At 71.1% G+C, this 26,311-nt stretch carries 26 protein-coding genes; 12 read left to right on the top strand and 14 right to left on the bottom strand.

Annotated elements, in window-relative coordinates; genetic code table 11:
• Positions 1-13: 13 nt before the first annotated feature.
• From ACSC1Q_RS22630 to ACSC1Q_RS22620, 3 genes are all read right to left on the bottom strand, one after another.
• The gene (locus ACSC1Q_RS22630) at positions 14-835 is read right to left on the bottom strand and encodes a glutamate ABC transporter substrate-binding protein (protein ID WP_436760699.1); all 822 of its coding nucleotides are present in this window, start codon (positions 833-835) and stop codon (positions 14-16) included.
• Positions 836-885: 50 nt separating this feature from the next.
• Positions 886-1,641 carry an amino acid ABC transporter ATP-binding protein gene (locus ACSC1Q_RS22625; protein WP_436760698.1) on the bottom strand — a complete coding sequence of 252 codons (756 nt, stop codon included), beginning with the start codon at positions 1,639-1,641 and terminating at the stop codon, positions 886-888.
• A gap of 83 nt (positions 1,642-1,724) precedes the next feature.
• On the bottom strand, positions 1,725-2,204 hold the full coding sequence (locus ACSC1Q_RS22620) for a Uma2 family endonuclease (protein WP_436760697.1): 480 nt from the start codon (positions 2,202-2,204) through the stop codon (positions 1,725-1,727).
• A 123-nt stretch (positions 2,205-2,327) separates the two neighbouring features.
• Here ACSC1Q_RS22620 and miaB point away from each other — a divergent pair, with 123 nt between their 5' ends.
• From miaB to ACSC1Q_RS22600, 4 genes are all read left to right on the top strand, one after another.
• The gene (gene miaB / locus ACSC1Q_RS22615) at positions 2,328-3,821 is read left to right on the top strand and encodes a tRNA (N6-isopentenyl adenosine(37)-C2)-methylthiotransferase MiaB (RefSeq protein ID WP_436760696.1); all 1,494 of its coding nucleotides are present in this window, start codon (positions 2,328-2,330) and stop codon (positions 3,819-3,821) included.
• Between the two features lie 392 nt (positions 3,822-4,213).
• Positions 4,214-4,759 (top strand): flagellar basal body-associated FliL family protein, encoded by a 546-nt coding sequence (locus tag ACSC1Q_RS22610; RefSeq protein WP_436760695.1) that lies wholly within the window; start codon positions 4,214-4,216, stop codon positions 4,757-4,759.
• A gap of 316 nt (positions 4,760-5,075) precedes the next feature.
• Positions 5,076-5,759: a class III extradiol dioxygenase subunit B-like domain-containing protein gene (locus ACSC1Q_RS22605; protein WP_436760694.1), complete on the top strand. Its 684-nt coding sequence runs from the start codon at positions 5,076-5,078 to the stop codon at positions 5,757-5,759.
• 144 nt (positions 5,760-5,903) lie between these two features.
• Positions 5,904-6,431, top strand: a complete 528-nt coding sequence (locus ACSC1Q_RS22600) for a methylated-DNA--[protein]-cysteine S-methyltransferase (RefSeq protein ID WP_436760693.1) — start codon at positions 5,904-5,906, stop codon at positions 6,429-6,431.
• 53 nt (positions 6,432-6,484) lie between these two features.
• Here the strand turns inward: ACSC1Q_RS22600 and ACSC1Q_RS22595 are convergent, their stop codons facing one another.
• Positions 6,485-6,784 (bottom strand): antitoxin, encoded by a 300-nt coding sequence (locus ACSC1Q_RS22595; RefSeq protein ID WP_436760692.1) that lies wholly within the window; start codon positions 6,782-6,784, stop codon positions 6,485-6,487.
• Between the two features lie 73 nt (positions 6,785-6,857).
• Here ACSC1Q_RS22595 and miaA point away from each other — a divergent pair, with 73 nt between their 5' ends.
• The 4 genes from miaA to ACSC1Q_RS22575 all read left to right on the top strand — a co-directional run bounded on the left by miaA (position 6,858) and on the right by ACSC1Q_RS22575 (position 12,515).
• On the top strand, positions 6,858-7,763 hold the full coding sequence (miaA, locus tag ACSC1Q_RS22590; RefSeq protein WP_436760691.1) for a tRNA (adenosine(37)-N6)-dimethylallyltransferase MiaA: 906 nt from the start codon (positions 6,858-6,860) through the stop codon (positions 7,761-7,763).
• Between the two features lie 143 nt (positions 7,764-7,906).
• A complete protein-coding gene (gene dapF, locus ACSC1Q_RS22585; protein WP_436760690.1) occupies positions 7,907-8,713 on the top strand; it encodes a diaminopimelate epimerase in 807 nt (268 codons plus the stop codon).
• A 427-nt stretch (positions 8,714-9,140) separates the two neighbouring features.
• Positions 9,141-11,417 (top strand): tetratricopeptide repeat protein, encoded by a 2,277-nt coding sequence (locus ACSC1Q_RS22580; protein ID WP_436760689.1) that lies wholly within the window; start codon positions 9,141-9,143, stop codon positions 11,415-11,417.
• A 339-nt stretch (positions 11,418-11,756) separates the two neighbouring features.
• Entirely contained in the window at positions 11,757-12,515 is a 759-nt protein-coding gene (locus tag ACSC1Q_RS22575; protein WP_436760688.1) for an SDR family NAD(P)-dependent oxidoreductase, read from the top strand.
• A gap of 108 nt (positions 12,516-12,623) precedes the next feature.
• On the opposite strand, the gene ACSC1Q_RS22570 is transcribed toward ACSC1Q_RS22575, so the two are convergent.
• Complete coding sequence (locus ACSC1Q_RS22570) at positions 12,624-13,049, bottom strand: peptidase inhibitor family I36 protein (protein WP_436760687.1); 426 nt, start codon at positions 13,047-13,049, stop codon at positions 12,624-12,626.
• Positions 13,050-13,432: 383 nt separating this feature from the next.
• On the opposite strand from ACSC1Q_RS22570, the gene ACSC1Q_RS22565 reads away from it, so the two are divergent.
• On the top strand, positions 13,433-14,086 hold the full coding sequence (locus ACSC1Q_RS22565; protein WP_436760686.1) for an HNH endonuclease family protein: 654 nt from the start codon (positions 13,433-13,435) through the stop codon (positions 14,084-14,086).
• On the opposite strand, the gene ACSC1Q_RS22560 is transcribed toward ACSC1Q_RS22565, so the two are convergent.
• From ACSC1Q_RS22560 to ACSC1Q_RS22550, 3 genes are all read right to left on the bottom strand, one after another.
• Entirely contained in the window at positions 14,087-14,470 is a 384-nt protein-coding gene (locus tag ACSC1Q_RS22560) for a PepSY domain-containing protein (RefSeq protein ID WP_436760685.1), read from the bottom strand.
• A gap of 117 nt (positions 14,471-14,587) precedes the next feature.
• Entirely contained in the window at positions 14,588-15,106 is a 519-nt protein-coding gene (locus ACSC1Q_RS22555; RefSeq protein WP_436760684.1) for a hypothetical protein, read from the bottom strand.
• A gap of 153 nt (positions 15,107-15,259) precedes the next feature.
• Positions 15,260-16,204 (bottom strand): STAS domain-containing protein, encoded by a 945-nt coding sequence (locus ACSC1Q_RS22550; RefSeq protein WP_436760683.1) that lies wholly within the window; start codon positions 16,202-16,204, stop codon positions 15,260-15,262.
• A 99-nt stretch (positions 16,205-16,303) separates the two neighbouring features.
• Here ACSC1Q_RS22550 and ACSC1Q_RS22545 point away from each other — a divergent pair, with 99 nt between their 5' ends.
• The gene (locus ACSC1Q_RS22545; protein ID WP_436760682.1) at positions 16,304-17,299 is read left to right on the top strand and encodes a chemotaxis protein CheB; all 996 of its coding nucleotides are present in this window, start codon (positions 16,304-16,306) and stop codon (positions 17,297-17,299) included.
• A gap of 31 nt (positions 17,300-17,330) precedes the next feature.
• A complete protein-coding gene (locus ACSC1Q_RS22540) occupies positions 17,331-19,199 on the top strand; it encodes a CheR family methyltransferase (protein ID WP_436760681.1) in 1,869 nt (622 codons plus the stop codon).
• A 53-nt stretch (positions 19,200-19,252) separates the two neighbouring features.
• On the opposite strand, the gene ACSC1Q_RS22535 is transcribed toward ACSC1Q_RS22540, so the two are convergent.
• From ACSC1Q_RS22535 to ACSC1Q_RS22520, 4 genes are all read right to left on the bottom strand, one after another.
• Entirely contained in the window at positions 19,253-20,830 is a 1,578-nt protein-coding gene (locus ACSC1Q_RS22535) for an MDR family MFS transporter (RefSeq protein ID WP_436760680.1), read from the bottom strand.
• Positions 20,831-20,926: 96 nt separating this feature from the next.
• Complete coding sequence (locus ACSC1Q_RS22530; protein ID WP_436760679.1) at positions 20,927-21,541, bottom strand: acyl-CoA-like ligand-binding transcription factor; 615 nt, start codon at positions 21,539-21,541, stop codon at positions 20,927-20,929.
• A gap of 288 nt (positions 21,542-21,829) precedes the next feature.
• Positions 21,830-23,089 carry a HAMP domain-containing sensor histidine kinase gene (locus ACSC1Q_RS22525; protein ID WP_436760678.1) on the bottom strand — a complete coding sequence of 420 codons (1,260 nt, stop codon included), beginning with the start codon at positions 23,087-23,089 and terminating at the stop codon, positions 21,830-21,832.
• Complete coding sequence (locus tag ACSC1Q_RS22520; protein ID WP_344748003.1) at positions 23,086-23,769, bottom strand: response regulator transcription factor; 684 nt, start codon at positions 23,767-23,769, stop codon at positions 23,086-23,088. Before ACSC1Q_RS22520 ends, ACSC1Q_RS22525 begins: the two co-directional genes overlap by 4 nt.
• Positions 23,770-23,862: 93 nt before the next feature.
• On the opposite strand from ACSC1Q_RS22520, the gene ACSC1Q_RS22515 reads away from it, so the two are divergent.
• Entirely contained in the window at positions 23,863-24,390 is a 528-nt protein-coding gene (locus tag ACSC1Q_RS22515; RefSeq protein ID WP_436760677.1) for a hypothetical protein, read from the top strand.
• A gap of 151 nt (positions 24,391-24,541) precedes the next feature.
• Here ACSC1Q_RS22515 and ACSC1Q_RS22510 read toward each other — a convergent pair whose 3' ends face one another.
• Both ACSC1Q_RS22510 and ACSC1Q_RS22505 read right to left on the bottom strand, forming a co-directional pair.
• Positions 24,542-25,627 (bottom strand): CU044_5270 family protein, encoded by a 1,086-nt coding sequence (locus ACSC1Q_RS22510; RefSeq protein ID WP_436760676.1) that lies wholly within the window; start codon positions 25,625-25,627, stop codon positions 24,542-24,544.
• Positions 25,624-26,286, bottom strand: a complete 663-nt coding sequence (locus tag ACSC1Q_RS22505; RefSeq protein ID WP_436760675.1) for an RNA polymerase sigma factor — start codon at positions 26,284-26,286, stop codon at positions 25,624-25,626. Before ACSC1Q_RS22505 ends, ACSC1Q_RS22510 begins: the two co-directional genes overlap by 4 nt.
• Positions 26,287-26,311 lie beyond the last annotated feature (25 nt).

Genomic DNA, 26,311 nt, shown 5'->3' with positions numbered 1-26,311 from the left:
GAGATGTGACCGGTCAGTAGCGCTCGACGGTCGGCGGGGTGGTGAAGAACTTCCCGAACTCGCCGAAGTTGGCGTCGATGGCCTTCTTCCAGCTGCCGTCCGTGAACATCTTCTCGACGGCGGCGTTGACCTTGTCGCGGGTCGCCTTGTCGTCCAGCTTCAGGCCGATGCCGTACTTCTCCTCGGAGAAGGGCTGGCCGACGAGGCGGAACTTGCCGGGGGACTGGGTGGCGAAGCCGGCCAGGATCGTCGCGTCGGTGGAGATCGCGTCGACCTGCTTGTTCTCCAGCAGCGGCAGGCAGGCGCCGTAGCCCTGCTGCTCGGTGAGGAAGCCGCTCTTCCACTCGTCGCCGAACTTCTCGACCAGGCGGGCGGGCGAGGAGGAGCCCTGGGCGCCACAGACCTTCTTGGTCTTGAGGTCCTCGACGCTGTTGATCGTGGTGTCGTCCGCCCGGGTCAGGATGTCCTGGCCGGTGACCAGGTACGGGCCGGCGAAGGAGACCTTCTTCTTGCGGTCGTCGGTGATCGAGTAGGTCGCGATCACCGCGTTGACCTGGCCCTGCTGGATGAAAGACTCGCGGTTGGCCGAGATGGCCTCCTTGAACTCAATCTTGTCGTCCGTGTAGCCGAGCTCCTTGGCGACATACTTGGCCACGTCGACGTCGAACCCCTTGAAGGTGCCGTCGGGCTGCTTCTGCCCGAGACCGGGCTGGTCGACCTTGATGCCCACGACGAACTTGTCGCTTCCGCCTCCGGCGTCGTCACCGCACGCGGTCAGACCGGCCATCGCCGCCGCGGCCGCGATCACCACGGCTCCAATACGACGTACACGCATTCTTGCTACCTCGTCTTTCGTCAGGGACATATCAGGGATGAGCAGAGCCGTCAGTGAGTGAGGATCTTGGAGAGGAAGTCCTTGGCCCGGCCGGTCCTGGCGTTGGTGAAGAACTCCTCGGGGGTGTTCTCCTCCACGATCTGGCCCTCGGCCATGAACACCACGCGGTTCGCCGCGCGGCGGGCGAAGCCCATCTCGTGGGTGACGACCATCATCGTCATGCCCTCCTGGGCGAGGCCGATCATGACGTCGAGCACCTCCTGGACCATCTCGGGGTCGAGCGCCGAGGTCGGCTCGTCGAACAGGATCATCTTGGGGTCCATGGCCAGGGCGCGGGCGATCGCCACGCGCTGCTGCTGGCCTCCCGAGAGCTGCGCGGGGTACTTCGACGCCTGGGCGCCGATGCCGACCCGCTCCAGCAGCTCCATCCCCCGCCGCTCCGCGTCGCCCTTCGCGATGCCGCGGACCTTGATCGGCCCGAGGGTGACGTTCTCCAGGATCGTCTTGTGGGCGAACAGGTTGAAGGACTGGAACACCATCCCGACCTCGGACCTGAGCTTGGCCAGGGTCTTGCCCTCCACCGCGAGCGGCTGCCCGTCGAAGGTGATGGCTCCCTCGTCGATCGCCTCCAGCCGGTTGATCGTCCGGCAGAGGGTCGACTTGCCGCCGCCCGACGGGCCGATGACGACGAGGACCTCACCGCGGGAGATCGTCAGATTGATGTCCCGCAGGACGTGCAGGCTGCCGAAGTGCTTGTTGACGCCTTCAAGCACGACCAGAGGAGTCTTGTCCCCGTTCTCCGTCATGGTGGACAACGTAATTCTGTAAAGGGCACCTGGGGCTAACCCTGCGGTACCGATCGGATCACGGCCTGCTCACGCCTTGATCATCAAATCCCGCTCAGAGCCTCGGGGTCAACCCTGAACGCGAACGGTTGCGTCAGGTCCACGGTCGTTCCGGTGGCGACACGGTGGACGAGCTGGTAGTCGTCGTTCTCGTCGAGGGTGTACGTGAAGATCACCGGGAGTTCGTCGGCGCCCTGTCCGCGGAACGGCTTCGTCTCGACGCGCCGGAAGTGGGGTGTCCCGGCCTCCGCGTACTTCACCGGCTTGACGACCCGGTCCATGGCCGTGGTGGACCTGGGGACGATCTCCACGACGAGGTGAGCCCATTCGGGGTCGACGACCCGGGCGCCGTCGCGGATCGGTTTCCGTTCGACCACCATGACGTCCGGGATGACACCCGGCCGGGAGTCCAGGAGGAGTCCGGTGCCGGTGACGACCATCAACTCCTCGGGGGCGGCGTCTTCCGGGAACCGGCGGAGCCGGTCGCCGATCCACTGATGCTGGGCGGATGGGGCAGGAGACACGATGAGGCTTTGGAGCCCCAGCTCAGCAAGGCAATTGACGTTGAGTGACCGTTCGATTACCCAAAGTCCGGCGGGCCGAGGGCGTACCTGAAGGTTCGGCGGAGCGCCTACCCTTGTCGTGAGATGACTGCCACCGTGGAGAGCGCCCGCACGTACGAGGTCCGTACCTATGGGTGCCAGATGAACGTGCACGACTCCGAGCGCCTGTCGGGCCTCCTGGAGAACGCCGGATACGTCCCGGCCGCCCAGGGGGAGACGGCCGACGTGGTCGTGTTCAACACCTGTGCCGTACGGGAGAACGCCGACAACAAGCTCTACGGCAACCTCGGCCACCTGCGCCCCTCGAAGGTGGGCAACCCCGGCATGCAGATCGCCGTGGGCGGCTGCCTGGCGCAGAAGGACCAGGGGGAGATCGTCCGCAGGGCGCCCTGGGTGGACGTGGTGTTCGGCACCCACAACATCGGCTCGCTGCCGGTGCTGCTGGAGCGGGCGCGCGTCCAGCGGGAGGCCCAGGTCGAGATCAAGGAATCCCTGGAGACCTTCCCGAGCACGCTGCCGACCAAGCGCGAGTCCGCCTACGCCGCGTGGGTGTCGGTCTCCGTGGGGTGCAACAACACCTGCACGTTCTGCATCGTGCCCGCCCTGCGCGGCAAGGAGAGGGACCGCCGCCCCGGCGACGTCCTCAACGAGGTGCGCACCCTGGTCGGCCAGGGAGTGCTGGAGATCACCCTCCTCGGCCAGAACGTCAACACGTACGGCGTGGAGTTCGGTGACCGGCTCGCCTTCGGCAAGCTGCTGCGGGCCTGTGGCGACGTCGAGGGCCTGGAGCGGGTCCGCTTCACCAGCCCGCACCCGGCGGCGTTCACCGACGACGTCATCGCGGCCATGGCCGAGACACCTAACGTGATGCACCAGCTCCACATGCCGCTGCAGTCGGGCTCCGACCGGGTCCTCAAGGCGATGCGCCGTTCCTACCGGGCCGAGCGCTACCTGGGCATCATCGAGCGGGTCCGCGCGGCGATGCCCGACGCGGCGATCTCCACCGACATCATCGTGGGCTTCCCCGGCGAGACCGAGGAGGACTTCCAGGGCACCCTCGACGTGGTGCGCGAGTCGCGGTTCGCCAACGCCTTCACGTTCCAGTACTCCATCCGGCCCGGCACCCCCGCCGCCACCATGGACGACCAGATTCCCAAGGAGGTCGTGCAGGAGCGCTACGAGCGGCTCGTCGCCCTGCAGACCGAGATCTCCTGGGCGGAGAACAGGCGGCAGGTCGGCCGGACGCTCGACGTGCTGGTCGCCGAGGGCGAGGGGCGCAAGGACGAGGCGACCCACCGCATGTCCGGGCGGGCCCCCGACAACCGCCTGGTGCACTTCGCCCCCGGCGCCGAGACCCCGCGCCCGGGTGACGTGGTGAGCGCCGAGGTCACGTACGCCGCACCGCACCACCTGGTCGCCGACGGTCCCGCGCTGAGGCTCCGCCGCACCCGCGCGGGCGACGCCTGGGAGGCCCGCCAGGGCGCCCCGGCCGGGGCCGGTCCCGGGGTCATGCTCGGCATGCCCTCGATCGGCCGTCCCGCCCCGCTCCCCGAGACCTCGGGCTGCTCCGTCTCCTGAAGGGCGCCCCCGCTCCCGAGAGGCGTCCCGCTTCTGAGAGGCGTCCCGCTTCTGAAGGGCGCCTCGTTCCTGAAGGGCGCCCCGCCGGAAGATCTCACCCGGGTTTTCCTCTTCGGGTGAGATCTTCCGGCGTCTTTTTCGAAGGCGTTCCTCCGGGCGGCGAGAAGCCCATGATCGAATCGCCGGGATCCCCGATGGCGACGGCGATTCCGGCACACCACCGCCCCTGCCAGGGGGTATGCGTACGGCGTCACCGCAGGTTCCCCAAAAGAGGATATTTCGTGATTCGCCTGTGATTGATGTGCGAGCATTTCCCTGCTGTGGCTACTGTGGTTCGGCACCCTCGGAAGCCGTGGAGGTTTCCCCCCGAGAGCCGCAGGGAGTTTTTCCTCATGCATGTCCCTCCGCCATCTCCGGGCAGCCCCGGAGAACCAGAGATCCTCACCGGCCCCGCCGATGAGCCCAAGAAGCCTCGCAAGCGCAAGCCCCAGCGGATGAACGGCCTGGCCATAGCCGTCTTCTCCGTCCTCGCCGCCGCCCTCGTGGGCGGAGGTGCCGTCTTCGCCTTCATGAACGCCGGGGGCGGCGGCCCCCTGGTGCCACCGGCACCGGACAGTGCCCAGGAGGCGTCCCAGGAGCCCGCGCCGGACCAGAGCCCGGCGCAGGCCGGGAAGCAGAAGCCGGAGAAGGAGGCGGACGCCGCCTCCGGGGCCGATGACACGCCCGCTGGAGGCGGTGACACCGGCACCGACTCCGGTACCGGCGGCGGCACCGGCGGAGCGGACGGGAGCGAGCCCGGGGCCGAGTCGGCCGCCGGAAAGCCCTCGAAGAACAAGCCGTCGAAGCAGCCGCAGAGTGATCAGCGGCCGCAGGACTCCGGCACCGACGACGACCCCGCCGGTTACGTGCACCCCCAGGGGCCCATCGGCGGCTACTGACCCGATCCCGGAGAGCCGCACGACCGCGGCCCGCCGGACATGATCGGCACGCGGGGCACGGTGAGAGCGTCACCGTGCCCCGCCGCTTTTCGTCACCCCGTACAACCGTTCCCGCTGTAAGAGGGTTCGCGAGACGGCGGGACGGTTCCCGGGGAGGGCTCCGTTTCCGTACGGCCGTTCGTACCGTGAGAGGGGCCGCGAGGCGGCGAAGCGGCTCCCGGGGAGGGCTCCGTCAGCAGAGCTTCGTCAGCGGGGCTCCGCTGGCGAGGTTCTGTCGGCAAGGGTTCCGTCAGCGGGGCTCCGTTAGTCTGGCGGAGTGCTTGTCGCCGCGGCCGTGTGCCCGCATCCCCCGCTGCTCGTCCCCGAGCTGGCCGGGAGCGCGGCCTCGGAGCTCGACGACCTCAGGACGGCCTGCGCGGCCGCGGTAGGGGCGTTGCGCGACGCCGGAGCCGACGCGATCGTCGTGGTGGGAGGCGCTGACCGGACCGTGGCGTACGACGCGGACGCCGCCGGGAGCCTCGCGCCCTGGGGCGTCGACGTCCGGAGCGGCGAGGGGGAGCCCGTCCTGCCGCTGTCCCTGACGGTCGGCCGCTGGCTCCTTGAGAGAGAACGCCTGACCGCGTCGGGATTCCACGCGATCTCCTTCGGCGCGACTCCGGGGGAGTGCGCGGGCCTGGGCGGGCGTCTGGCGGCCACGGCCGGTCGCGTGGCGATGCTCGTCATGGCCGACGGCTCGGCCTGTCTCACCGAGAAGTCCCCCGGATACCTGGACCCGCGCGCGGAACCGTACGACAGGGCGATCGTCGAGGCGCTCGCCCGTGCCGAGGTTCCGGCGCTCGACCCCGGAGAGGCCGCCGAGCTGTGGGTCGCGGGCCGCGCGGCCCTGCAGGTCCTCGGCGGGTGCGGGAGCGCCCTGCGCGGTGAGATCCTCTACGACGACGCGCCCTACGGGGTCGGCTATTTCGCCGCCCGCTGGACGGAGCGATCCCGCCAAGGGTGATCCAGCCGGGGGTGACCCTCGTCCAGAGTGATCCCCGCCCGGCGTGATCCTCGCCCGGAATGGTTACGGTGGCGGGTGAGGACGGTGTTCGGGGGCCGGGGCGTTCGGTGGGTTCGGTGGGTTCGCGAGGGAGGTACGAGGCCGATGGCGGAGAGCGTGGCGTTCGGGAGCGTTCCGACGCGGCTGGGGGACATGGTCGTCGCCGTGACCGAGGACGGTGTGGCGAGTGTGGGCTGGGGCGACCCGTCCCGGTTCAGGGCCCGCCTGCTCGAACGGCTGGGGCTGGAGGAGACGGACGACCCAGGCATGACGGCGGCCGTGCTCGGCGAGCTGGGCGACTACTACGAGGGCAGGCTGAAGGTCTTCGAGGTCCCGGTCGACTGGCGGCTGACCTCACCGGTGCAGCGCAAGGTGCTCGGCACCCTCTACGAGACGGTCCCGTACGGCAAAGTGGTGACCTACGGGGAGCTGGCGGCCCGCAGCGGGACGGGTGTTCCGGCACGGGCCATCGGATCGATCATGGGAGCCAACCCGGTCCCCGTCATCGTGCCGTGCCACCGGGTGGTCGCCGGGAACGGGCTCGGCGGGTTCAGCGGCGGCGACGGCGTGGAGTCGAAGCGCTGGCTGCTCACCCTGGAGGGCTACCTGCAGCCGATGCTCGACTGGGACTGACGGGGACCGGGGCCGGGATCGGGCCGGAGACCTGAACCGGCCCCGCCGGCCGTCTACGGTCCGTAGGGCGGCGGCGTGGTGCCGGGCTGGCCGGGACCGGGTGTGGTGCCGCCCCGCCCGGGAGGCGTGGCGCGGCCGGGCGCGGGTGTCGTGCCCGGGGGCGTGGTGTCCGGCTCGTCGATCTTGTCGGCCATCTCCCTGGCCTTCTGCGCCGCGGTGTCGATGTGCCGGGCGTGCTTTCCGCCCAGCCTCTCCTTGGCGATCTGTTCCGCCTTGTCGATGCCCTGCCTGGCGAGTTCTTCGGTCTTGGCGTTGCCGCCCAGCATCTGCTTGACCTTGTCGAGGATCGACATGGTGAATCCCCCAATTCCGATGCGAGGACGCATCGCCTCTCATCCATACCCGGGGAGTTGGCAGACTTACCCCGTGCCTCAGCTACCCGTCATCGCCGTCGTCGGCCCGACCGCGGCCGGAAAGTCCGACCTGGCCGTGGATCTCGCCCTCGAACTGGGGGGCGAGGTGATCAACACCGACTCCATGCAGCTTTACCAAGGAATGGACATCGGGACGGCGAAACTCTCCGTGGCGGAGCGCAGGGGGGTACCTCACCACCTGCTGGACATCTGGGACGTGACCAGGGCCGCCAGCGTGGCCGAGTACCAGTCGCTGGTCCGGCCGATCATCGACGGCCTGCGGGCCAAGGGGATCGTGCCGATCCTGGTGGGCGGATCGGGGCTGTACGTGCGGGCCGCCCTGGACGACCTGGAGTTCCCCGGCACCGACCCCGGGGTCCGCGCCCGGCTGGAGGCCGAGCTCGACCTGGGCGGCCCCGGCCCGCTGTACGAGCGGCTCCGCGAGCGCGACCCGAAGGCCGCCGGGACCATCCTCCCGAGCAACGGGCGCAGGATCGTCCGGGCCCTGGAGGTCATCGAGATCTCCGGGCGGCCGTTCTCGGCCACGATGCCGTCGTACGACGCCGTCTACGACAGCGTCCAGCTGGGGGTGGAGGTGCCCAGGGACGTGCTGGACGCCCGGGTCGAGGCCCGGGTCGAGCACATGTGGCGGGCCGGGCTGGTGGACGAGGTCAGGGAGCTGGCCGCGCGCGGGCTCGCCGGAGGCCGTACGGCCAGCCGCGCCCTCGGGTACGCGCAGGTGCTGAGCTTCCTCGGCGGTGAGCGCACGGAGGAGGAGGCGAAGCAGGAGACGGTACGGGCGACGCGCAGGTTCGTCCGCCGTCAGGAGTCGTGGTTCCGCCGCGACCCCCGGGTGATCTGGCTCCCCCAGCGCGAACCGGACCTCCTGGGCCGCGCGCTCGCCGCGATCCGCGGTTGACCGCCACCGAACCGCCACCGAACCGCCACCGGACCGCCGGACCGCCACGGACCACCGCCGACCGCCAGGGACCGCCGCCGGACCGTGGGCAGGGCGGGGGCGGGGCGGCGGGGGTGGGCGCGTGCCTGGATAGAGTTGGTCGCATGCGATTCGCGAAGGGACACAGCACCGAGAACGACTTCGTCATCCTCCCCGACCCGGACGGTGAGCTGGAGTTGCCCGCGACGCTCGTGGCGGCGGTGTGCGACCGCCGTGCGGGGATCGGCGCGGACGGCGTGCTGCGCGTGACGCGGACGAAGCTCAGCCCGGAGGTGTCCGGCCAGGCCGGCGAGGCCGAGTGGTTCATGGACTACCGCAACGCCGACGGCGGCATCGCCGAGATGTGCGGCAACGGGGTACGGCTCTTCGCCCGCTACCTGGTCGACACGGGTCTCGCCGCGCCGGGGGAGTTCGGCGTCGCGACCAGGGGGGGCGTCAAGCGGGTGCGGCTCGCGGAGACGGGTGACGTGACCGTCGACATGGGCCCGCCCCGGGTGCTGGGGGAGAGCGTCACGACCGTCGCGGGCCACGAGTACGAAGGTCTCCACGTCAACGTGGGAAACCCCCACCTGGCCTGCGTCATCGGCGACCCGGTGGCCCAGCTCGACCTGAGCCACCAGCCCGCGTTCGACCCCGAGGTGTTCCCGGCCGGGGTCAACATCGAGCTGCTCAACCCGGTGGGCCCGCGCCGGGTCGTCATGCGGGTCTTCGAGCGCGGCTCGGGCGAGACCAGGTCCTGCGGCACCGGCGCGGTCGCCTCGGCCGTGGCGGCCGCGCGGCTGGCCGGTGAGACCAGCGGCACCTGGGCGGTGGAGGTGCTCGGCGGCACCGTCACCGTCACCCTCGACGAGCACACCAGCTACCTGGCGGGCCCCGCCGTCCTGGTCGCGTCCGGTGAGCTCACGCTCTGAGGCGTACGCGGGACCTCGGTCCCTTCCCGGTCGCGTCCGGTGGGATCACGTTCCGGGTCGTGCGCGGGACCTGCGCTTTCTTCCCGCCGCGTCCGGTGCGGTCACGCTCTGGGGCGTACGCGGAACCTTGGTCGCGTCCGGTGGGATCGCGCTCCGAACCGTGCGCGGGATCCACGGTGACCCGCGCGGTGTCGTCTCGGGCATGTCATGTCCACCGGGGCATGTTCGCCGGGTCGTGTCCGCCGAGGTCACGCTCCGGGGCGTACGGGTGAATCTTCCATGACCCCCGCGGTGTCGCCGGGAGTCTCGCGCGCGGTGGGATCGAGCTCATCCGCACGTGCGCGGGGCCATACCGTGAGGCCTCGGGGTTGCACGGGATCGTCAAGCCGTTTGGGGCATGCTCGCCGACCTGGCAGACTGACGTCTCATGGACGTGGACATCTGGGCCTGGGTGGGCGACACCCAGCGGCAACTGCATGAAGCAGGTAACACCGGTCTGGCTATGGCGATCGGAGACGTGCCCGCGCAGGCGCTGGAAGGCCGATACGCGCAGCTCGACGTGCTCGCGCCCGCCATCGCGCAGCAGGCGGAGAACCTGCGGCTGCCCTGGCTGGAGTTCTACGCCCGCTACTGGCACCTGATCGGCCGCGTCGGCGACCGTGCGCAGGGGACGGTCGCGATCGCCGACGCCGAGACACTGGTGGAGTTCACCAAGCGGGAGGACGTGCGGGAGTGCCCGGCCGTGCCCGGTGCCGTCGTGGCGCTCGCCATCGCGCAGGCGAACGCCGACGGTCCCGGTTACGCCGCCGAGCGGCTGGCCGCGCTCTCGGCGCTTGACGTCGAGCCCGACTCGCTCGCCTTCGCCTCCGTCGCAGAGCACTACGTCGCGGCGCTGGTCGACGCCGGCCGCGTCGACGAGGCCGTCTCGCACGCCGAGACCGCGGTGGCCGCGCTGGGCGGCGCGGGCCGCGAGGCGAGCTGGGAGCTGGGGGCCGCCTCGGCCCGCGCGCTGCTGGCCGCCGGCCGCGCCGTGGACGCGCTCACCGCGCTCGACGCCGCGACCGGTTTCAAGCCCGACGACCCGGTGGCCAAGGAGCACCGCGAGGGAGTGCTCCGCGCGCTCGTGCTCGCCACCCTCGACCGGGTGCAGGAGTCCGTCGACGCCCTGCCCGACCTCGACGTGGTGGGCGACCACCCCCGCGTCTGGGTGGAGTGGTCGTACGCCATCCGCGCGCTCGCCGGAGCGGCGCAGATCACCAACACCTGGCAGCTGGGCCGGGTGCTCAAGCAGTGGATCGACTACTTCGCCATGATGGGCGGCTACCGCGCCAGGGTCGAGCTGGCGCTCGTCGCCGGGCACCTGGCGGTCGCGCGCCAGGGGCTCTGGCAGGCGCGTCTCCTGGCCGACCTGGCGGAGTCGGCGGCCGGTGAGCTCAGGAACCCCGGTGACGTCGCCGAGCGGATCGCCGAGCTGCGCACCGCCGCCGACGAGGCCACCGCGCTTCCGGCTCCGGGCTCCGAGGACGATCTGGTCGGCGCCTTCGACGCCGCCGACGGCTTCAACGCCGACCCGGAGCGCTGGGTGGGCTGGCTGGCCCCGCTGTCCGGCCGTGACGTGGAGGCCACCCGGCGCCACACCACCACGCTGGGCTTCCTGGGTTACCCGGCCAAGGGTGCCGACATCTACTGGACCATGCTGGTCGAGTCCGGCGACATCGAGAACGCCGACCCGCAGGACGCGTCGTACCTCGGGGGCCTGCTGATCGAGGCCCGCCAGGACGAGCGCCTGGAGCAGGTGGCCGAGCGGCTGCCCGCCGCGCAGCGCCACCTCGCCCTGGGCCGCCTGTACACCTCGCGGGAGCGCTGGGAGCAGGCGGCGGCCGAGGGCGAGGCGGCGGCCGCCGCGGGCGCCGGCGTCGAGGCGTCCCGCCTGTGGTCGGCCGCGGTGCAGCAGCTCGGCGACAACGCCAAGGGCGCGGGCATCCTGCGCGACCTCCTCGACTCCGGGGAGATCGAGCAGCAGGACGTCTGGCGGATGGTCGTCATGGCGACGGCCGCCGAGGACTGGGAGACCGTCCGCCTGGGCGCCGCCAAGATCGGGATGCCGCTGCAGTCGAGCGAGGGGCCGATCGAGGAGGAGATGGGCCTGGTGCGCATCATCCTTCCCGCCCCCGACGGCAGCCAGCGCCAGGTCCTGAGCGTGCGCACCGGCCCCGCGACGGCGCGCCTGGCCATCCCCCAGCCCCCCGGCATGGAGTACAACGCGGGCGACCTGGTCGTCTTCGAGCCGCAGCTGCTTGAGCCGATCCCGGAGAGCGCCGAGGAGCAGGAGAACTTCGTACCGCCCTTCGCCGCGGTCAGCATGCTCCGTCCGGGTGGTTACACCAGCTGGTTCTTCGACGGCGCCGCTCCCAGCCAGGCCGACTGGACGGAGTTCAACGACGTCATGGCCGAGCGCGGCTGGCCGATGTGGGTCTACAGCGACGACAACTACACCGTGAACCACCCGACGTCGGGTGAGCCGCTGCCCGGCGTGTTCGGCTGGATCGCGGTCCCGCCGGACGTCAGCCCGGTCGAGCTCGACGCGCTTCTGGACGACGCCACCGAGCGCTGGGTGCACCCGCTGGCCTGGCTCGACCTGGCCAAGACCGTCGACGTCGAGGTGGAGCGGCACGAGAGGATCACCAAGGAGTACGGCCTGTAGGTTCCCGGAGGACGGACTCGCCACGGATCCGCCGCGGACTCGCCGCGAATTTCGCCACGGCCGCGCCCGGCGGCCCGTGGCGTTGTCCGGCCCTTGAGCGTCATCCGGCCTCCGGGCTCGGGAGGCGTTCGGCTTCGGGTGTCATCCGGTCTTCGGAGGGTTCGGGTGTCGTCCGGTCTTCGGAGGGGAGGCCGGACCTCCCTGAACTCCCCGGCGCGAGAGGCCCGGACCGTCAGGCACAGGACCTTGTACCGCCCGTGAGGAGACCCCTCGCGGGCGATTCTCGTCACGGTCACTAGAATCTCATTCGGCGCGCTGGGCGGACGAAGGAGGATCCGGATGCTGGAACGATTCCGGCTGGACGGCAAGGTCGCGATCGTCACCGGCGCGTCCTCGGGGCTGGGGGTCGCGTTCGCGAGGGGCCTCGCCGAGGCGGGCGCGGACATCGTGATCGGTGCCCGCAGGAAGGACCGCCTGGAGGAGACCCGCGCCCTGGTCGAGGAGACCGGCAGGCGATGCGTGGCCCTCGTCACCGACGTGACCAGGCCGGAGGACTGCCAGGCGCTGGCCGAGGCGGCGGTGGCCGAGCTGGGCGCGGTGGACATCCTGATCAACAACGCGGGTGTGGGCTCGGCGGTCCCGGCGCTCAAGGAGACGCCCGAGCAGTTCCGGCAGGTCGTGGACATCAACCTGCACGGCACCTACTGGATGGCGCAGGCCTGCGCCAGGCTCATGAGGCCGGGTTCCTCGATCGTCAACGTCGGGAGCATCCTGGGCGAGACGACCGCCGGGCTGCCGCAGGCCGCCTACAGCGCTTCCAAGGCGGGGGTCGTCGGCCTCACGCGCGATCTCGCCCAGCAGTGGACGGGGCGGCGCGGCATCCGGGTCAACTGCGTCGAGCCGGGTTTCTTCGCCTCGGAGATGACCGGCCAGTACGCGGAGGGCTATCTGGCCTGGCACCTTGAGCACCGGGTGCTGATGAAGCGCCCCGGGGACCCGGCCGAGCTCGTCGCCACCGCGATCTTCCTCGCCTCGGACGCGGCCTCGTACGTCACCGGCGCGGTGATCCCGGTCGACGGCGGGATCCTGATCACCTGACCCCGAGGGGCCGATCACCTGGCCGGGCGGTCGTGGGGGCCTGCTCCCCGGGGTCCTGACGAGCGGCCGCGCGGGGAGAAGGCGAGAAGGCGGGAAGGGCCTGCGACGTCAGGGGAGCCAGTCGATGGCGTCGACGCTGTCGTTGGTCTCCAGCGACTCCTCCAGCGAGTGGTAGGGGGGCAGCGTGCGCTCCGTGCCCGCGTAGTCGACCAGCAGGACGGAGTAGCCGGTGTTGTTGATCCACGACGAGACGTTGTTCGCGGCGACGGAGGAGCCGCCCACGCCGCCGGGCATCGGCACGTCGTTCAGATCGGTCGGATAGCCGGCGGGGATGCTGTATCCCGGCCCGTTGAAGCCGTAGTCGCGGTAGAGGCAGAGACTGTTGAAGGTGCATTCGGCGTCTGCTTCGAGCTGGACCACCCGCGAGGGCGGGGCGGGGGCCCGCAGCTCGGCCGCCGGGGCGGCGGAGGCCGCGGCGGACCCGGATCCGGAGGCGAGGAGCAGGGTGGCCGCGGCGCCGGCCAGCCCGGTCACTGTCCGTGTGAGGTGGGGACGACGCGATGAGATCCGCCTCATGTGAATCCTCTCCGTAGCGAAACGCTCACCAGGCGTGAGCGCTCCTGGTCATTAGAACACCACCACTTTGCGTAGTCGATAGTCGCGTTGCGTGAATATTCGAGGGCACGCTTTTCTGGGGAGCCGTGTCCTTAGTCTCCGGGTGGTACGCCTGTGATGGCCTTTGCGCAGGTCACATGAGAGATGTCGTTAAGGCGTGGATTGATGCGCCAGAAATTCTCGCGTTCCCCCAAAGACTGCTTGAGGCTTTTAAGATTGAGGACGGTATCTGGGGTAATTTGCCGCTTCAGAGAGTGACGCGCGTGAGAGGTGGCATGGTGCGGGCTGCGCTGGTACGAGGTGTGGTCGTCGCGACGATCGCGTTCACGGTGGCGGGCTGCGGCCCGGTGCCCGGCGGGAGTGTGGACGACGGGACGCAGTCCTCCGGTGGAGGGCAGTCCGCGTCCGAGGCGCTCAAGGATCTGGGGAAACTCGAGGTCAAGGGGCGCGCCTCGATGACCGGGTTCGACCGCGAAGAATTCGGTGCCGCGTGGTCGGACGTCGACAAGAACGGTTGTGACACCCGCAACGACATTCTCATTCGCGACCTGAAGGAAGAGGTCTTCAAGAAGGGCGAGGACGGCTGTATCGTGCAGTCCGGAATTCTCGAGGACCCGTACAGCGGCAAGACCATCAAGTTCGAGCGCGGGACGCGGACCAGCATGGCGGTGCAGATCGACCACGTGATCGCGCTCGCCGACGCCTGGCAGAAGGGCGCCCAGCAGTGGTCCGCGGCGAAGCGGAAGGAGCTCGCCAACGACCCGCTGAACCTGCTGGCCGTGGACGGGCCGCTGAACAGCCAGAAGGGCGCCGGAGACGCGGCGACCTGGCTGCCGCCGCGCCGCGCCTACCGGTGCCCCTATGTCGAGCGTCAGATCAAGGTGAAGGTCAAGTACGACCTGTGGGTGACGTCCGGTGAGAAGGACGCCATGGAGGCCGTCCTCAAGTCCTGCTGATCAGTCGTCGTAGTCGCGCTTCAGCTTGATGATCTTCCCGGTCCTCGCCGACACGTAGACGTCGTACTCCCGGGCGCCCTTGTGCAGCTCGACCTTCCAGGCTCGCTGACCGTGCTCCCACTCGCGCTCGACCTTGCTCACACGAGCGCCGGGGACGCGCTTCTTGGCGATCCGCACGGCCTCGCGGGAGGAGACGCCCGCCGAGGTGGTGGCCGGTGCGGCGGCGGTGCGGGTGGTGCCGGTCACGGTCGTACCGGTGGTGCCGGCAGCGGTGGCGGTGATCGCCGTGCTGTCCGGCTGTGCGGCGAGGGCGATGCCGCCTCCACCGATCAGGAGGGCGGCGGTCGCGAGGGTTCCGACGGTAATCCTGGTAATTCGTGTCATGTCCCAAGATTTGCGGAGACTTTGCTAGGGGCACGCTAAGGGATCGTTAACCAAGGGAGAGCGCGGCTCATCGCCGGATTCCGGCGTGTTCCCGGCCGTTGTTTCCGGCGGGCCGCATCAGGGACCGGTTTGTTCGAGGGCGGTTTGTTCGGGGTCGTTTTTCCGGGGATCGGGGCCCGCCCGCTCGGCCATGGACGCCCGGTGCTCGTCGGCGGCGGCCTGGTGGCGATGCGTCAGCGCCTGGAGCCGGTGGGTCTCCGCGTCCCCGCTTCCCGCCGCCGCGGCCCGGTCGTGGCTCGCGGCCGCGTTCCGGTGCGCCTGGGCCGCCGACCGGTATCCGGCCACCGCGCGCTCCCTGGCCTCGTCGGCCCGCAGGCGCGCCTTGCCCAGGTGGGCGTCGGCCCGGTCCGCCCGCTCGGCGCGCGACAGGAGCGGTGCCGGGGGAGAGGGGGACTCGGGTGACGCCGGCGGGCTCTCGCCGTGGGCGAGTTCGTGACGGCGCTCGGCGGCCTGCCCGGCTCGCTCGCCGGCCCGGGCGATCCGCTCGCGAGTACGTTTCCTCCGGACCTCCTGGCGCTGGTCCAGTGGCTCGTCGTGAGCGTCCGGGCTGTCATGGGTCTCGGGATCGCCGACCATGTGGCCTGCCCTTCGTGGAGCCGCCGAGGCGGCTCGGCGGAATTCCGCTCCCGCCGCGGAACGGAAAAGTCATGACAGCATGCTTTCCGCCACGGTCACGGGTAATCACGAGGGCGTCTGATCATCCGTCCGGCGATCCGGCCGCGGTGCGACTCAGCCGGACCCGGCGGGGAACGAGGCGGTGAGCTCGCGCGCCCGATCCGCCTTCGCCCGGTTGAAGTGGTCGGCGCAGGCCTGCCTCACCGCGGCCCGCATCGCGATGTGGACGTCCAGCCCGGCCTGGAGGGCGGCCATCCGGTCGTGGATCTCGGCCAGCGCCGCGCAGGTCGTCCGCGTCTGGAGATGGAGCATCTCCAGGTGTGCCGCCGCCTCCCGCCTCAGGTGCGCGGCCCGCTCCAGCGCCGGGTGCGCCGCGCGCTCGGCGGGCTGGTGTCCCGCGTCCCGCGCGGCCCGGGGCGCCGTGCTCTCCGGGAGGAAGACGATGCGCTCCCAGGATGTCCTGCTCTCCGGGAGGGAGACCAGACGCTCCCGGGGCGTCGTGCTCTCCGGGAGGGGGGCCGTGCTCTCTGAGAGGGGGACGGTGCGCTCCGAGGACATGGTGCTTTCCGGGAGGGGGACGATGATCTCCGGCGGGGTGGCCCGTGAGGAGGACTTCTCGGAACCGAGGACACCGGCGCGGCGGGCGGCGTCCCGGTGGGTGCGGCGCCCGCCGCCGATGCGCCGCAGGACCGGGGCGTGCCGCCGGGGGAGCGGGGGAACCTCGGGGAGGTCGTACATGCCGAAGGTATCTACCAGCCCGGGGTGCTCGGGCTCCTGTGTTCCCCAGAGCACGGTGAACAGCCGGACCACGGTCGGGGAGGGGACGACGAACAGCTCTCCTCCGGCCGCGCGGAGGCTCTCGTGAACCCGCTCCAGCGCCCGGGCCCCGCTGACGTCGCAGAAGAGAAGCTCGCCGGCGTCGACGAGGATGTGCCGCGTGCCTCCGAGCATGAGTGACTCCAGCTCCGACTCCAGCAGCCGGTAGTTGAAGGCGTCTATCTCGCCCATCACGGCCACCAAGGCCGTATCACCGTATTGGTGAATGACATACACCGACATATCCATATTGGCCATACCCTTCAAGGGTCTTTCAGAGGCCCCGCCGACAATCCTACGGTTCCCCAGTATGAATGGGTCCCGACGGGATAGAAGCTAAATGTGGCAGGTTCCAGCGGGCGCGATGTGGTGGTCGTCGCGGCTTCGGCCGGTGGCGTGGAGGCTCTGCGCGCTCTGCTCGCGCGGCTGCCCGGCGATCTCGCCGCCTCCGTCCTGGTGGTGCTGCACCTGCCCCCCCGGGTGGAGAGCTCCCTCGCGAGAATCCTCGACCGGGCCGGGCCGCTGGAGGCCGCCACCGCTAGAGACGGCGAGTCCCTGCGGCACGGCCGCGTCTACGTGGCGCCCCCGGACCGCCACCTGATGGTCCAGGACGGCGAGATCAGGCTCTCGCGCGGCCCCCGCTACAACAGTCACCGGCCGGCCGCCGACCCGCTGTTCCTCAGCGCCGCCCTGGACGCGGGTCCCCGTACGCTCGCCGTCGTGCTGAGCGGCACGCTCGACGACGGGGCGAGGGGGGCCGCCGTGGTGGAGCGCCATCTCGGCGCGGTCGCCGTCCAGGATCCCCGGGCGAGCGCGTTCGACGGGATGCCCCGCGCCGCCCTGGCCGCGGCACGGGGCGCGGAGGCGCTCTCCGTGGAGGAGATCGCCGAGTGGGTCGTGCGGCAGAGCCGCACGACCGTCGAGGACGAGGTCGTGAAGGATCCGGGCGTCGAGAAGGAGGTCGCCCTCTATCTTTTATCCGGTGAGATCGGCCCGTACGGGGGCGATCTCACCGGACTGAGCTGCTCGGAGTGCGGCGGGCCCGTATACGAGGCGAAAAGCGGGGGCGAGGCCCACTACGGCTGCGGGGTGGGCCACGGCTGGTCCCCGCAGGGCATGGCCGCGAGCCAGGCCGAGGCCGTGGAGCGGGCGCTGTGGACGGCGACCCTGCGGCTGGAGGAGTGGTTGCGGATGCTGGAGCGCGCGGAGGCGCAGGGAAGGAAGCACTCGTCGCGGCGCCTGCTGGAGGACGCCGGCCAGACCAGGCAGGCGCTGGAGACCATGAGAATGCTACAAAGCCGCATCGACGGCACCAGTGACAGCCTTGCTCTCACGTAGCGGTCGGTGACGGGCCTAGGCTGGCACTGTGATGCTCGGCGACGAACGTGAATTCGACGATCTCCTGCTCATGTTGAAGGAGACGCGCGGTTTCGACTTCACGGGTTATAAGCGCACCACCCTCATACGCCGCATCAGCAGGCGTCTGGAGGCGCTCAAGCTCCGCGACTACGGTGAATACAGGGACTATCTGGAGCTGGAACCCGAGGAGTTCAACCGGCTTTTCGACAGCCTGCTGATCAATGTCACCGCCTTCTTCCGCGATCCGGCCGCGTGGCAGACGCTCCGCGAGACCGTGATCCCCAGCCTGCTCGCGACCAAGGGGCCCGGCAAGGTGATCAGGGTCTGGAGCGCGGGCTGCGCGACGGGCGAGGAGGCCTACAGCCTCGCGATGGTGCTGGCCGAGCAGCTCGGCATGGACGAGTTCCGCGAGCGGGTGAAGATATACGCCACCGACCTCGACCAGAAGGCCCTCCAGACGGCGCGGGCGGCTGTTTACGGCGAGCGACACCTCGCCGACATGCCGGAGGAGCTGCGCCAGACCTACTTCGAGCCGGTGGAGGCCGGTTTCGGGTTCCGGCGCGACCTGCGGCGCCAGCTGATCTTCGGCCGCAACGACCTCACTCGTGACGCGCCGATCTCCCGGGTGGATCTCCTGCTGGCCCGCAACACGCTGATGTACTTCAACAGCGAGACCCAGCTCAGCATCGTGCGCCGGTTCCACTTCGCGCTCTCCGACCCCGGCTATCTCTTCCTGGGCAAGGCGGAGATGCTGCTGAACCACGGTGACCGGTTCGAGCCGGTGAACCTCCGGATGAGGTTGTTCAAGAAGATCGGGTCGCCGCCGCCGGGCAGCCGCGCCACCTGGTCCCCCGGCGCGGGCGTGTCGCAGACCCGCCCGTACGTGCGGCACACGGTGCTGCAGGCGGCGGCGCTCGCCACCGGCCCGGTCGCGCAGATCGCGCTCGACCGCTCCAGGAACCTCGCCCTGGCGAACTCGCGCGCCGAGCTGCTCTTCAACCTCAACCCCCGCGACATCGGGCGGCCGTTCCAGGACCTGGAGGTCTCCTACCGGCCGGTCGAGCTCCGTTCGGTGATCGATCAGGTGGAGCTGGACCTGCGCGTCGCCGAGCTGCAGGACGTCACCTGGCACCGGCCGAACACGCCGGAGCCGAGCGTCTTCGACATCGCCGTCGTCCCGCTCCTCGAACCGGGCGGCGAGCTGGTCGGCGTCGGCGTCAACTTCCACGACGTGACGCGCTACCGCCAGCTCCGCGACCGGCTGGAGCAGACGAACCGGGAGCTGGAGCACGCCTACGAGGAGCTGCAGTCGACCAACGAGGAGCTGGAGACCACCAACGAGGAACTGCAGTCCACGAACGAGGAGCTGGAGACCACCAACGAGGAGCTCCAGTCCACGAACGAGGAGCTGGAGACGATGAACGAGGAGCTGCAGTCGACCAACGACGAGCTCCAGCAGATCAACGACACCCTCAACTCCCGCAGCGACGAGCTCAAGCGGGCCACCCTCCTCGTCTCCTCGGTGGTGCGCAGCCTCGGCGACGCCGTGGCCGTGGTCGACAGCGACCTGCGGGTGCTGGTCTGGAGCCCGGGGGCCGAGGAGCTGTGGGGGCTGCGCGCCGACGAGGCGATCGGCCACCGGCTGGCCTCCCTCGACATCGGCCTTCCCGTCGGGGAGCTCCTGTCCAGGGCGCAGCGGATGCTGGAGCCGGGGGCCGAGCCGGGAAACGGCCGCGGCGACGGCGTCACCCTGGACGGCGTGAACCGGAGGGGACGCCCCGCCCGGCTCAGCGTCGAGTTCTCCCATCTGCACGCCGAGGACATGTCACCCCACGGAGTGATCATGGTGATGAACCTTCTCCAGCAGGAGCAGGACTAGCACCGCGAGGCCACGGCGTGCGGCGGGACGGGCGCGACCCGGCCGGGAGCCGCTCAGTGACCGGCGGCCGTGGCGCGCTCCCTGACCAGCCGCTCCTCGCCCGACAGCGTGTTGAGCGGCTTCTCCTTGATGAACAGGACCGCCACCAGCGCGAGCGCGGTGAGCGGCACGCCGATGAGGAACAGCTCGGCGGTGGCCGTCGCGTACACATCCTGGACGACGCGGACGACGGGAGCGGGCAGCTTGGAGATGTCGGGCACGGCGTCGCTCTCGCCGCCCGCGCCACCGGCGGCCAGCGGGCCGAGCCTCTCCGTCATGAGCGTGGTGATCCGGCCGGCCAGCACCGCGCCCAGGGCGCTGACGCCGACGGCGCCGCCCATGCTGCGGAAGAAGGTCAGCACCGAGGTGGTGACGCCCAGGTCGTGGGCGGGTACGTCGTTCTGGGCGGCGAGGACCAGGTTCTGCATGAGCATGCCGACGCCGACGCCGAGCACCGCCATGTAGATCCCGAGCAGCACCGTGCCGGTCTGGCCGTCGATGGTGCTGAGCAGGCCCATCCCGGCGAGCATGACGACGCCGCCGGCCACCAGGAAGCCCTTCCAGCGGCCCCACTTGGTGATGAGCTGCCCGGCCACGGTGGAGGAGATCAGCAGGCCGAACACCATCGGCAGGCTCATCAGGCCGGCGACCGTCGGCGACTTGCCGAGCGCCACCTGGAAGTACTGCGACAGGAAGACCGTCCCGCCGAACATGGCCACGCCGACCAGGACGCTCGCCACGGTGGCGAGGGCTACGGTGCGGTTCCTGAAAATGGCGAGGGGGATGATCGGCTCGGCCGCCCGCGACTCCACCCAGACGGCCAGCGCGAGGATGAGCACGCCGCCGCCGACGAGGGCGGCGGTCCACCAGGAGCCCCACTCGAACTGGTTGCCCGCCAGTGACGACCAGATCAGCAGCGTGGACACGCCCGTCGTGATCAGCAGGGCGCCCAGATAGTCGATCTTCACTTCCCTGCGCACCACCGGCAGGTCGAGCGTGCGCTGCAGCAGGACGATGGCGAGGATCGTGAACGGCACGCCGATGAGGAAGCACCAGCGCCAGCCGAGCCAGGAGGTGTCCACGAGCAGGCCGCCGATGAGCGGGCCCGCCACGGTGCCGACGCCGAACACGGCGCCGAAGATGCCGGCGTAGCGGCCGAGCTCACGCGGCGGGATCATGGCCGCCATCACGATCATCGCGAGCGCGGTCATGCCGCCCGCGCCGACGCCCTGTACGACGCGGCTGACGATGAGGATCTCCACGTTCGGCGTGAGACCCGCGATCAGCGAGCCCACCACGAACAGGCCCAGCGAGAGCTGGATCAGCAGCTTCTTGTTGTAGAGGTCGGCCATCTTGCCCCAGAGCGGCACCGTGGCCGTCATGGCCAGCAGCTCCGAGGTGACGATCCAGGTGTAAATGGTCTGCGTGCCCTGCAGGTCGGTGATGATGCGGGGCAGGGCGTTGGCCACGACGGTCGAGGCCAGGATGGACACGAACATGCCCACCATCAGCCCCGACAGCGCCTGCAGGACCTTTCTCCTGGAGGCGGGCGCCGCGGCCACGGACTCGGGCTGCACGCTGGTGGATGTCATCTTTCCTCGGTTTCTCGGGCGGGTACCGGCGCTCCGCGGGACTTCCACGGACGCCGGTTGAGCGGAGACGTTCAGGGGGTGGTCATGGGCCGGCGGTCACGGATCGGGCAGGCCCGCGGCGATCTGGGAGAAGGCCTCGTCGACCAGGTCGGCCAGCGCCGGGCGGCCGCCCGCGGCGCTCCAGCGCATCATCGCCGCCCGGAAGGCCGCCATGGCCACCGCGGTGGCCAGCTCGGGGTAGCCGCTCGTGCCCAGTTCGACGCCGGATCTGCGCGCGACGGCGGCCGACATGGCGAGCTCGGTCTCGGTGCCGCCGGCGACCAGTCTCGGCAGGAGTGACGGGTTCTGCTCGAACACCTTCAGCCGCAACAGCCACTGCTCACGCCGTCGCTGGACCTGCTCGGCCTCGGCCCGTGACACCAGGCGCAGCGCCTCCAGGACCGGCACCTCCGCGGGCACGGCCTCCAGCCTCTCGCGCAGCTCGGCGGCGGACGCCGGGCTCGCTCCGACGAGCGCGTCCTCCTTGGAGGGGAAGTAGTTGAAGAACGTGCGGGAGGAGAGGTCCACCGCCGTGGCGATGTCCTCCACCGTGACACCCGCCAGACCGCGCTCGGCCACCAGCGTCAGCGCGGCGTGCTCCAGTGCCGCCCGGGTTTCGAGCTTCTTCCGGTCTCTCCGGCCGAGCTCGTACGCGCTCTCTACGCTGGTCACACTGTCAACTGTAGAGAGGAAATTTCATATTCTGCAATATTTCATCATCTGAAGTGCGGTAGATCACACGTGAGACGGAAAGCCGGGCGCACGGTCGCTCCCCGGGCCGCGCGGACCACGACCGGCCGATGGGGTACCCCGGGTACCACCCGGCGTTTCGCCGGTCCGCGAAGGCCCGGTGCCGGTGGGTGAGGGTCTCGGGAGCAAGGGCCTCGGGGTCAGGGCGTGACGGCGAGGCCTCGGAGTCGAGAGCCTCGGGGTCAGGGCGTGAAGGTGAGGGCCTCGGCGTCAGGGCGTGACGGCGGGCAGGAACAGGGTCACGCTCGCCCCGCCCTCGGGGGAGGTCCGCAGCGACAGCGAGCCACCCGCCGACTCCGCCGTACGGCGGGCGATGTCGAGGCCGAGACCGGTCGACCCGGCGCCGCTCTCGCCGCGCTGCGACGGGTCGGGCGTGGCGAAGCCGGGACCGGCGTCGGCGACGGTCAGCAGCGCGCCTCCACCGGTCGCCTCCAGCCTTACGGAGAACGAGACCCCCTCCGGCGTGTGCGCGAACACGTTGCCGAGCAGGGCGTCCACGCAGGCGGCGAGGTCGTCCGCGGCGACCCCGACCGGCAGCGGGCCGGGGGCCAGGTCGAGGGTGAAGTGCCGCGACTGGTCCTCGGCGAGCACCGACCAGAACGCGACCCGCGCCCCGGTCACCTCCGCCGCGTCGCACTCGGCCCGCTCGCGCACCCGCCGCCTGGCCTCGGTGATCACCGAGGTGACGGCGCGTTCCAGGGCGTCCACCCGCGCCTCGATCCTGGCCGACTCCTCGGGGTCGGCCAGCGACTCCGCCTCCAGCCTCAGCCCGGTCAGCGGGGTGCGCAGCCGGTGGGACAGGTCGGCGGCGCTCTCCCGCTCCTCCGCGAGCAGGCCGGTGATGCGCTCGGCCAGGTGGTTGAGGGCGACGCCGACCGCGTGCACCTCGGGAGGGCCGTCGGGCACCGTCCTGGCGGACAGGTCGCCCGCCGCGAGCCGGTGCGACACCCCCGCCAGCGCGGTGATCGGCCTGATCACCATGCGGGCCAGCCGGTCGCCGACCAGCACGCCCAGCCCGACCAGGGCCAGGCCGAGCGCCGCCAGCCCGGCCCAGACCTGGGGCACGCCCCTGGTCAGGCGGCCGTCGTCCAGGAACACCCGGACCACCGCCGTACCCCCGGGCGCCCCCTGGACCGCGACGAGGATCTCCCGCCCGCCGGGGGCGGCGGCGGTGACGCTGCGGCCCCGCGAGGCGAGTTCCACGGCGGTGGAGCGCGGGGCGGGATCGCCGACCGCCTCGCCGCCGGGGAGGAAGACCGTGACCGGGTGCTCGGCCTGCTCCGCGGTGAGCCGCAGGGTCTCGGTGTCCACCGCGCCGACCACGACCGCCACCGACTCGGCCTCGCTCTCGGCCTCGCTGACCGCCCCGCTCACCGCCACCGTGCGGACCAGCAGGGCGAGCGGGACCAGCAGCGCGATCAGTACGAGGGAGGTGGTCGCCGCGACCAGCAGGGTGAGCCAGCGCCTCATGCCGGGGCGGCCAGTCGCACGCCGACACCCCTGACGGTCTGCAGGTAACGCGGTTCCTGGGAGGTCTCGCCCAGCTTGCGGCGGAGCCAGGAGAGGTGGACGTCCACCGTCTTGTCGGCCCCGCCGTAGGGGATCTGCCAGACGTGGGTGAGCAGCTCCCGCTTGGTGACCACCTCGCCGGGCCTGGCCGCCAGATAGTGGAGCAGGTCGAACTCCCGGGGGCTCAGATCCAGCGGCGTCCCGTCCAGGGTCGCCTCCCGGGTGCGCGGGTCGATCCGCAGGCCCCCGACGGTGACCGCGCTGTCGGCGCGGCTCTCACCGGCCATCCGCCGGAGCACCGCCCGGATCCGGGCGTCGAGCTGGGCCGCGCTGAACGGCTTGACCACGTAGTCGTCGGCGCCCGCGTCCAGCAGCCTGACCATCTCCGCGTCGCCGTCCCGCGCGGTCGCCACGATCACCGGGATCCGGCTCACCGCGCGGAGCATCCGCAGCAGGTCCAGGCCGTCCATGTCGGGCAGGCCGAGGTCGAGGACGACCAGGTCGGGGCGTTCCTCGACGGCCAGCCGCAGGCCTTCGAGAGCGGCGGGGGCGGACGACACGGCGTGGCCGCGGTCGCGCAGGCCCCGGGTGAGGGAGGTGCGGATCGCGGCGTCGTCCTCGATGAGCAGCACATTCGACATTTGCCGCCACGTTAGCCCCCTCCCGTACCGCGTCAAAAGCGGGTTAGCGGCTCCTTAGCGTTGTCTTATCGCTTTCGGTGGCACAGTGAGGGCATGCGCAAGCGTTTCTCCCTGGTCGTGGCCGGATGGCTGATCACCGGGCTCCTCGCGATCGGAGCCGGGGTGGCGGTGATCGACCGGCTCAGCGAGCCGCTGACTGACACCGGGCTCCGGCCGCTCTCCGCCGCCGAGGTCGACGAGGCGCTCGCCCTCGCCTCGTCGCTGCCCAACGCCCTTCCCCCGTCCGTGCCGCCCTCCGTTCCCCCGTCCGCTTCTCCGTTCGCCTCTCCGGCCGAGGGCACCCCCGCGCCGACCGTCACCGTCACCACCACCGCCACGCCCACAGCGGAGCCCGGCAAGAGCCGGTTGATCACCACCGTGGGCGGCAAGGTCATCGCCAGGTGCGAGAACGGCCTGGTCACCCTCCGGTCCTGGAGCCCCGCCCAGGGATTCCAGGCCGACGACGTCGAGCGCGGACCCGCGGAGCGGGCCCGCGTCGAGTTCGAGACCGAGGAGGACGAGGTGAAGGTCGAGGTCCACTGCGCGGCCGACGGCTCACCCGTCCACCGCATTCAGACCTGATCCAGACCTGATCCAGACCTGACCGGGCACCGCGGCCGATGGGCCGGGAGCCCCGGAGCCGCGCCTGATCCCGTACGGCCGCCGGGGCGCGTCCCCTGTGGCCGACCTGACCGACGGGCCGGGGAACGCGGGGCCTCGACGGCTGCGGCTGTCAGCCGCAGCCGTTCGCCTTTTCGTCCTCCGGGTTCGCGCCGGGAGCCTCGTCGGCCACCGTGACCGAGAGCTGGGCGGTCGAGGCGACCAGGCTGCCCTCGGGCGACCTGGCGGCCCGCTCGTCGACCACGATGCCGCGCTCGCCGAGCAGCTCGTACGTCTTCGCGTCGAAGATCAGATCCTGCCTGACGCCGTCGAGGCCGACCCTGCCGACGCCGATCCCCTCGCGTCCCGCCGCGTCCTCGGCCCGCTTGGTGACGTCGACCCCGGGGATGGTGCCGACCGCCTTGAACAGCGCCGCCCGCTGCGCCGGGGGCATGTAGGTCTCCCTGAGCATGTCGCCCGCCGCGGTGAAGGCCGCCTCGTCCTTGGAGGCACCGCCCCGGTCGCCGGTGTAGAGGTGGGCGCGCATCCCGTCGGCGTCCGTGGGGAGCCTCTTGAGCGCCGCGTGGTCGGTGCGCATGTACTCGGGGGTCTTCCCGCAGTTCACCAGCGGGAGCGTCTCGGTCCCGGTCCTCTCGTACGCCATCTCGGGGATCGGCCAGCCGGGGTAGGCCCTGGGCGTCAGGTACTCGATCCGCACCGAGCCGTTCCTCGTCCCGTCGGCGGACAGCCAGATGACCCGCTTGGTCCGGTAGAGGTAGCGGGTCTCCCCTTCGGTCTCACCCGTCTCCGCGTTCGTCCCCGTGCCGCTGAAGGAGCCGTACATCGTCTCCGACTCGACCTTGACGAACTGGTCGTCGCGCGGCGCCAGGTCCGTCCGCACGGCCGCCCGCGCCGCCTTGTCGAGCACCTCGCTCGCCGAGACGGCGGCGATCTCGGGCATCGTCACCACGACCTCCTCCGCTGCTCCCCGGGAGCCGCCCTGGGAACCCGCCAGGGTGATCGCGGTCGCCCCCACCGCCACCGCGAGCGCCCCGGCCACCGCCATCGCGTACGGCCCGCGCCACCGCGGTGTCCACCCCCGTGCCCGCGGCGCGGCCGCCGCGGCCAGCCCCCGCCGGGCCGCCTGCCTCGCCCTCTCGTCGTACGCGGGCGCCTCGGGCCGGATGGCGGCCACCAGCTGGATCTCGTCATCGTTCATCTGTGCGACTCCAGGGAGCGGCGGATCTTGGTCCGGGTACGGGAGAGGCGGGACCTGACGGTCCCGATCGGGATGCCGAGCGCCTGCGCGGCCTCCTCGTAGGACAGGTCGGCCCAGGCCACCAGCAGGAGCAGGTCCCGCTCCGCGGAGCCGAGCCCGGCCAGCGCGGCGGCGAGGGCGGGCCTGAGCCGGTCGGCGGTGACGCGCTCGGCGCTGCGGTCCTCGAACTCGGCCGCGCGCTCGGGAGCCTGCCGGGCGAGTGCCTTCAACCTGCGGGTCTCCGACCTGCGGTGGCCGGAGATCAGGTTCGAGGCGATCCCGTACAGCCAGGGTCTGGCGTCGGCGCGGCCGAGGTCGTATCGGGCCCGTTTGCGGAAGGCCACGAGGAACGTCTCGGCCGTCACGTCGTCGGCCGTGGTCACGTCGTCCAGCCGCCGCGCCACGTACCGGTGGATCTCGTCGGCGTGGCGGTCGAAGAGCCCGGCGAACCTGTCGGGGTCCGTCAGGGACTCGCCGATCAGCGCCGCGTCGGTGGCGCAGGTCGCGTCGGTCACACCGGTCGTCTCGGTGGCGCCGGGCGCGCCGGTCGCGCCGGTCGTCTCGCCGGTGGGCGTGGGCGGCGGGAGGGACCCGGTCCGTCGGGGGAGACCCAGTGTCACCACCCGCTTCGTCCAGTCGTTGTCA

Origin of the sequence: Streptosporangium heterodermiicola (genome assembly GCF_051390675.1) — a bacterium.
Taxonomy (GTDB): Bacteria; Actinomycetota; Actinomycetes; order Streptosporangiales; family Streptosporangiaceae; genus Streptosporangium.
The sequence above is the reverse complement of the archived record's forward strand: the minus strand, read 5'-3'. Positions and strand labels throughout refer to the sequence as shown.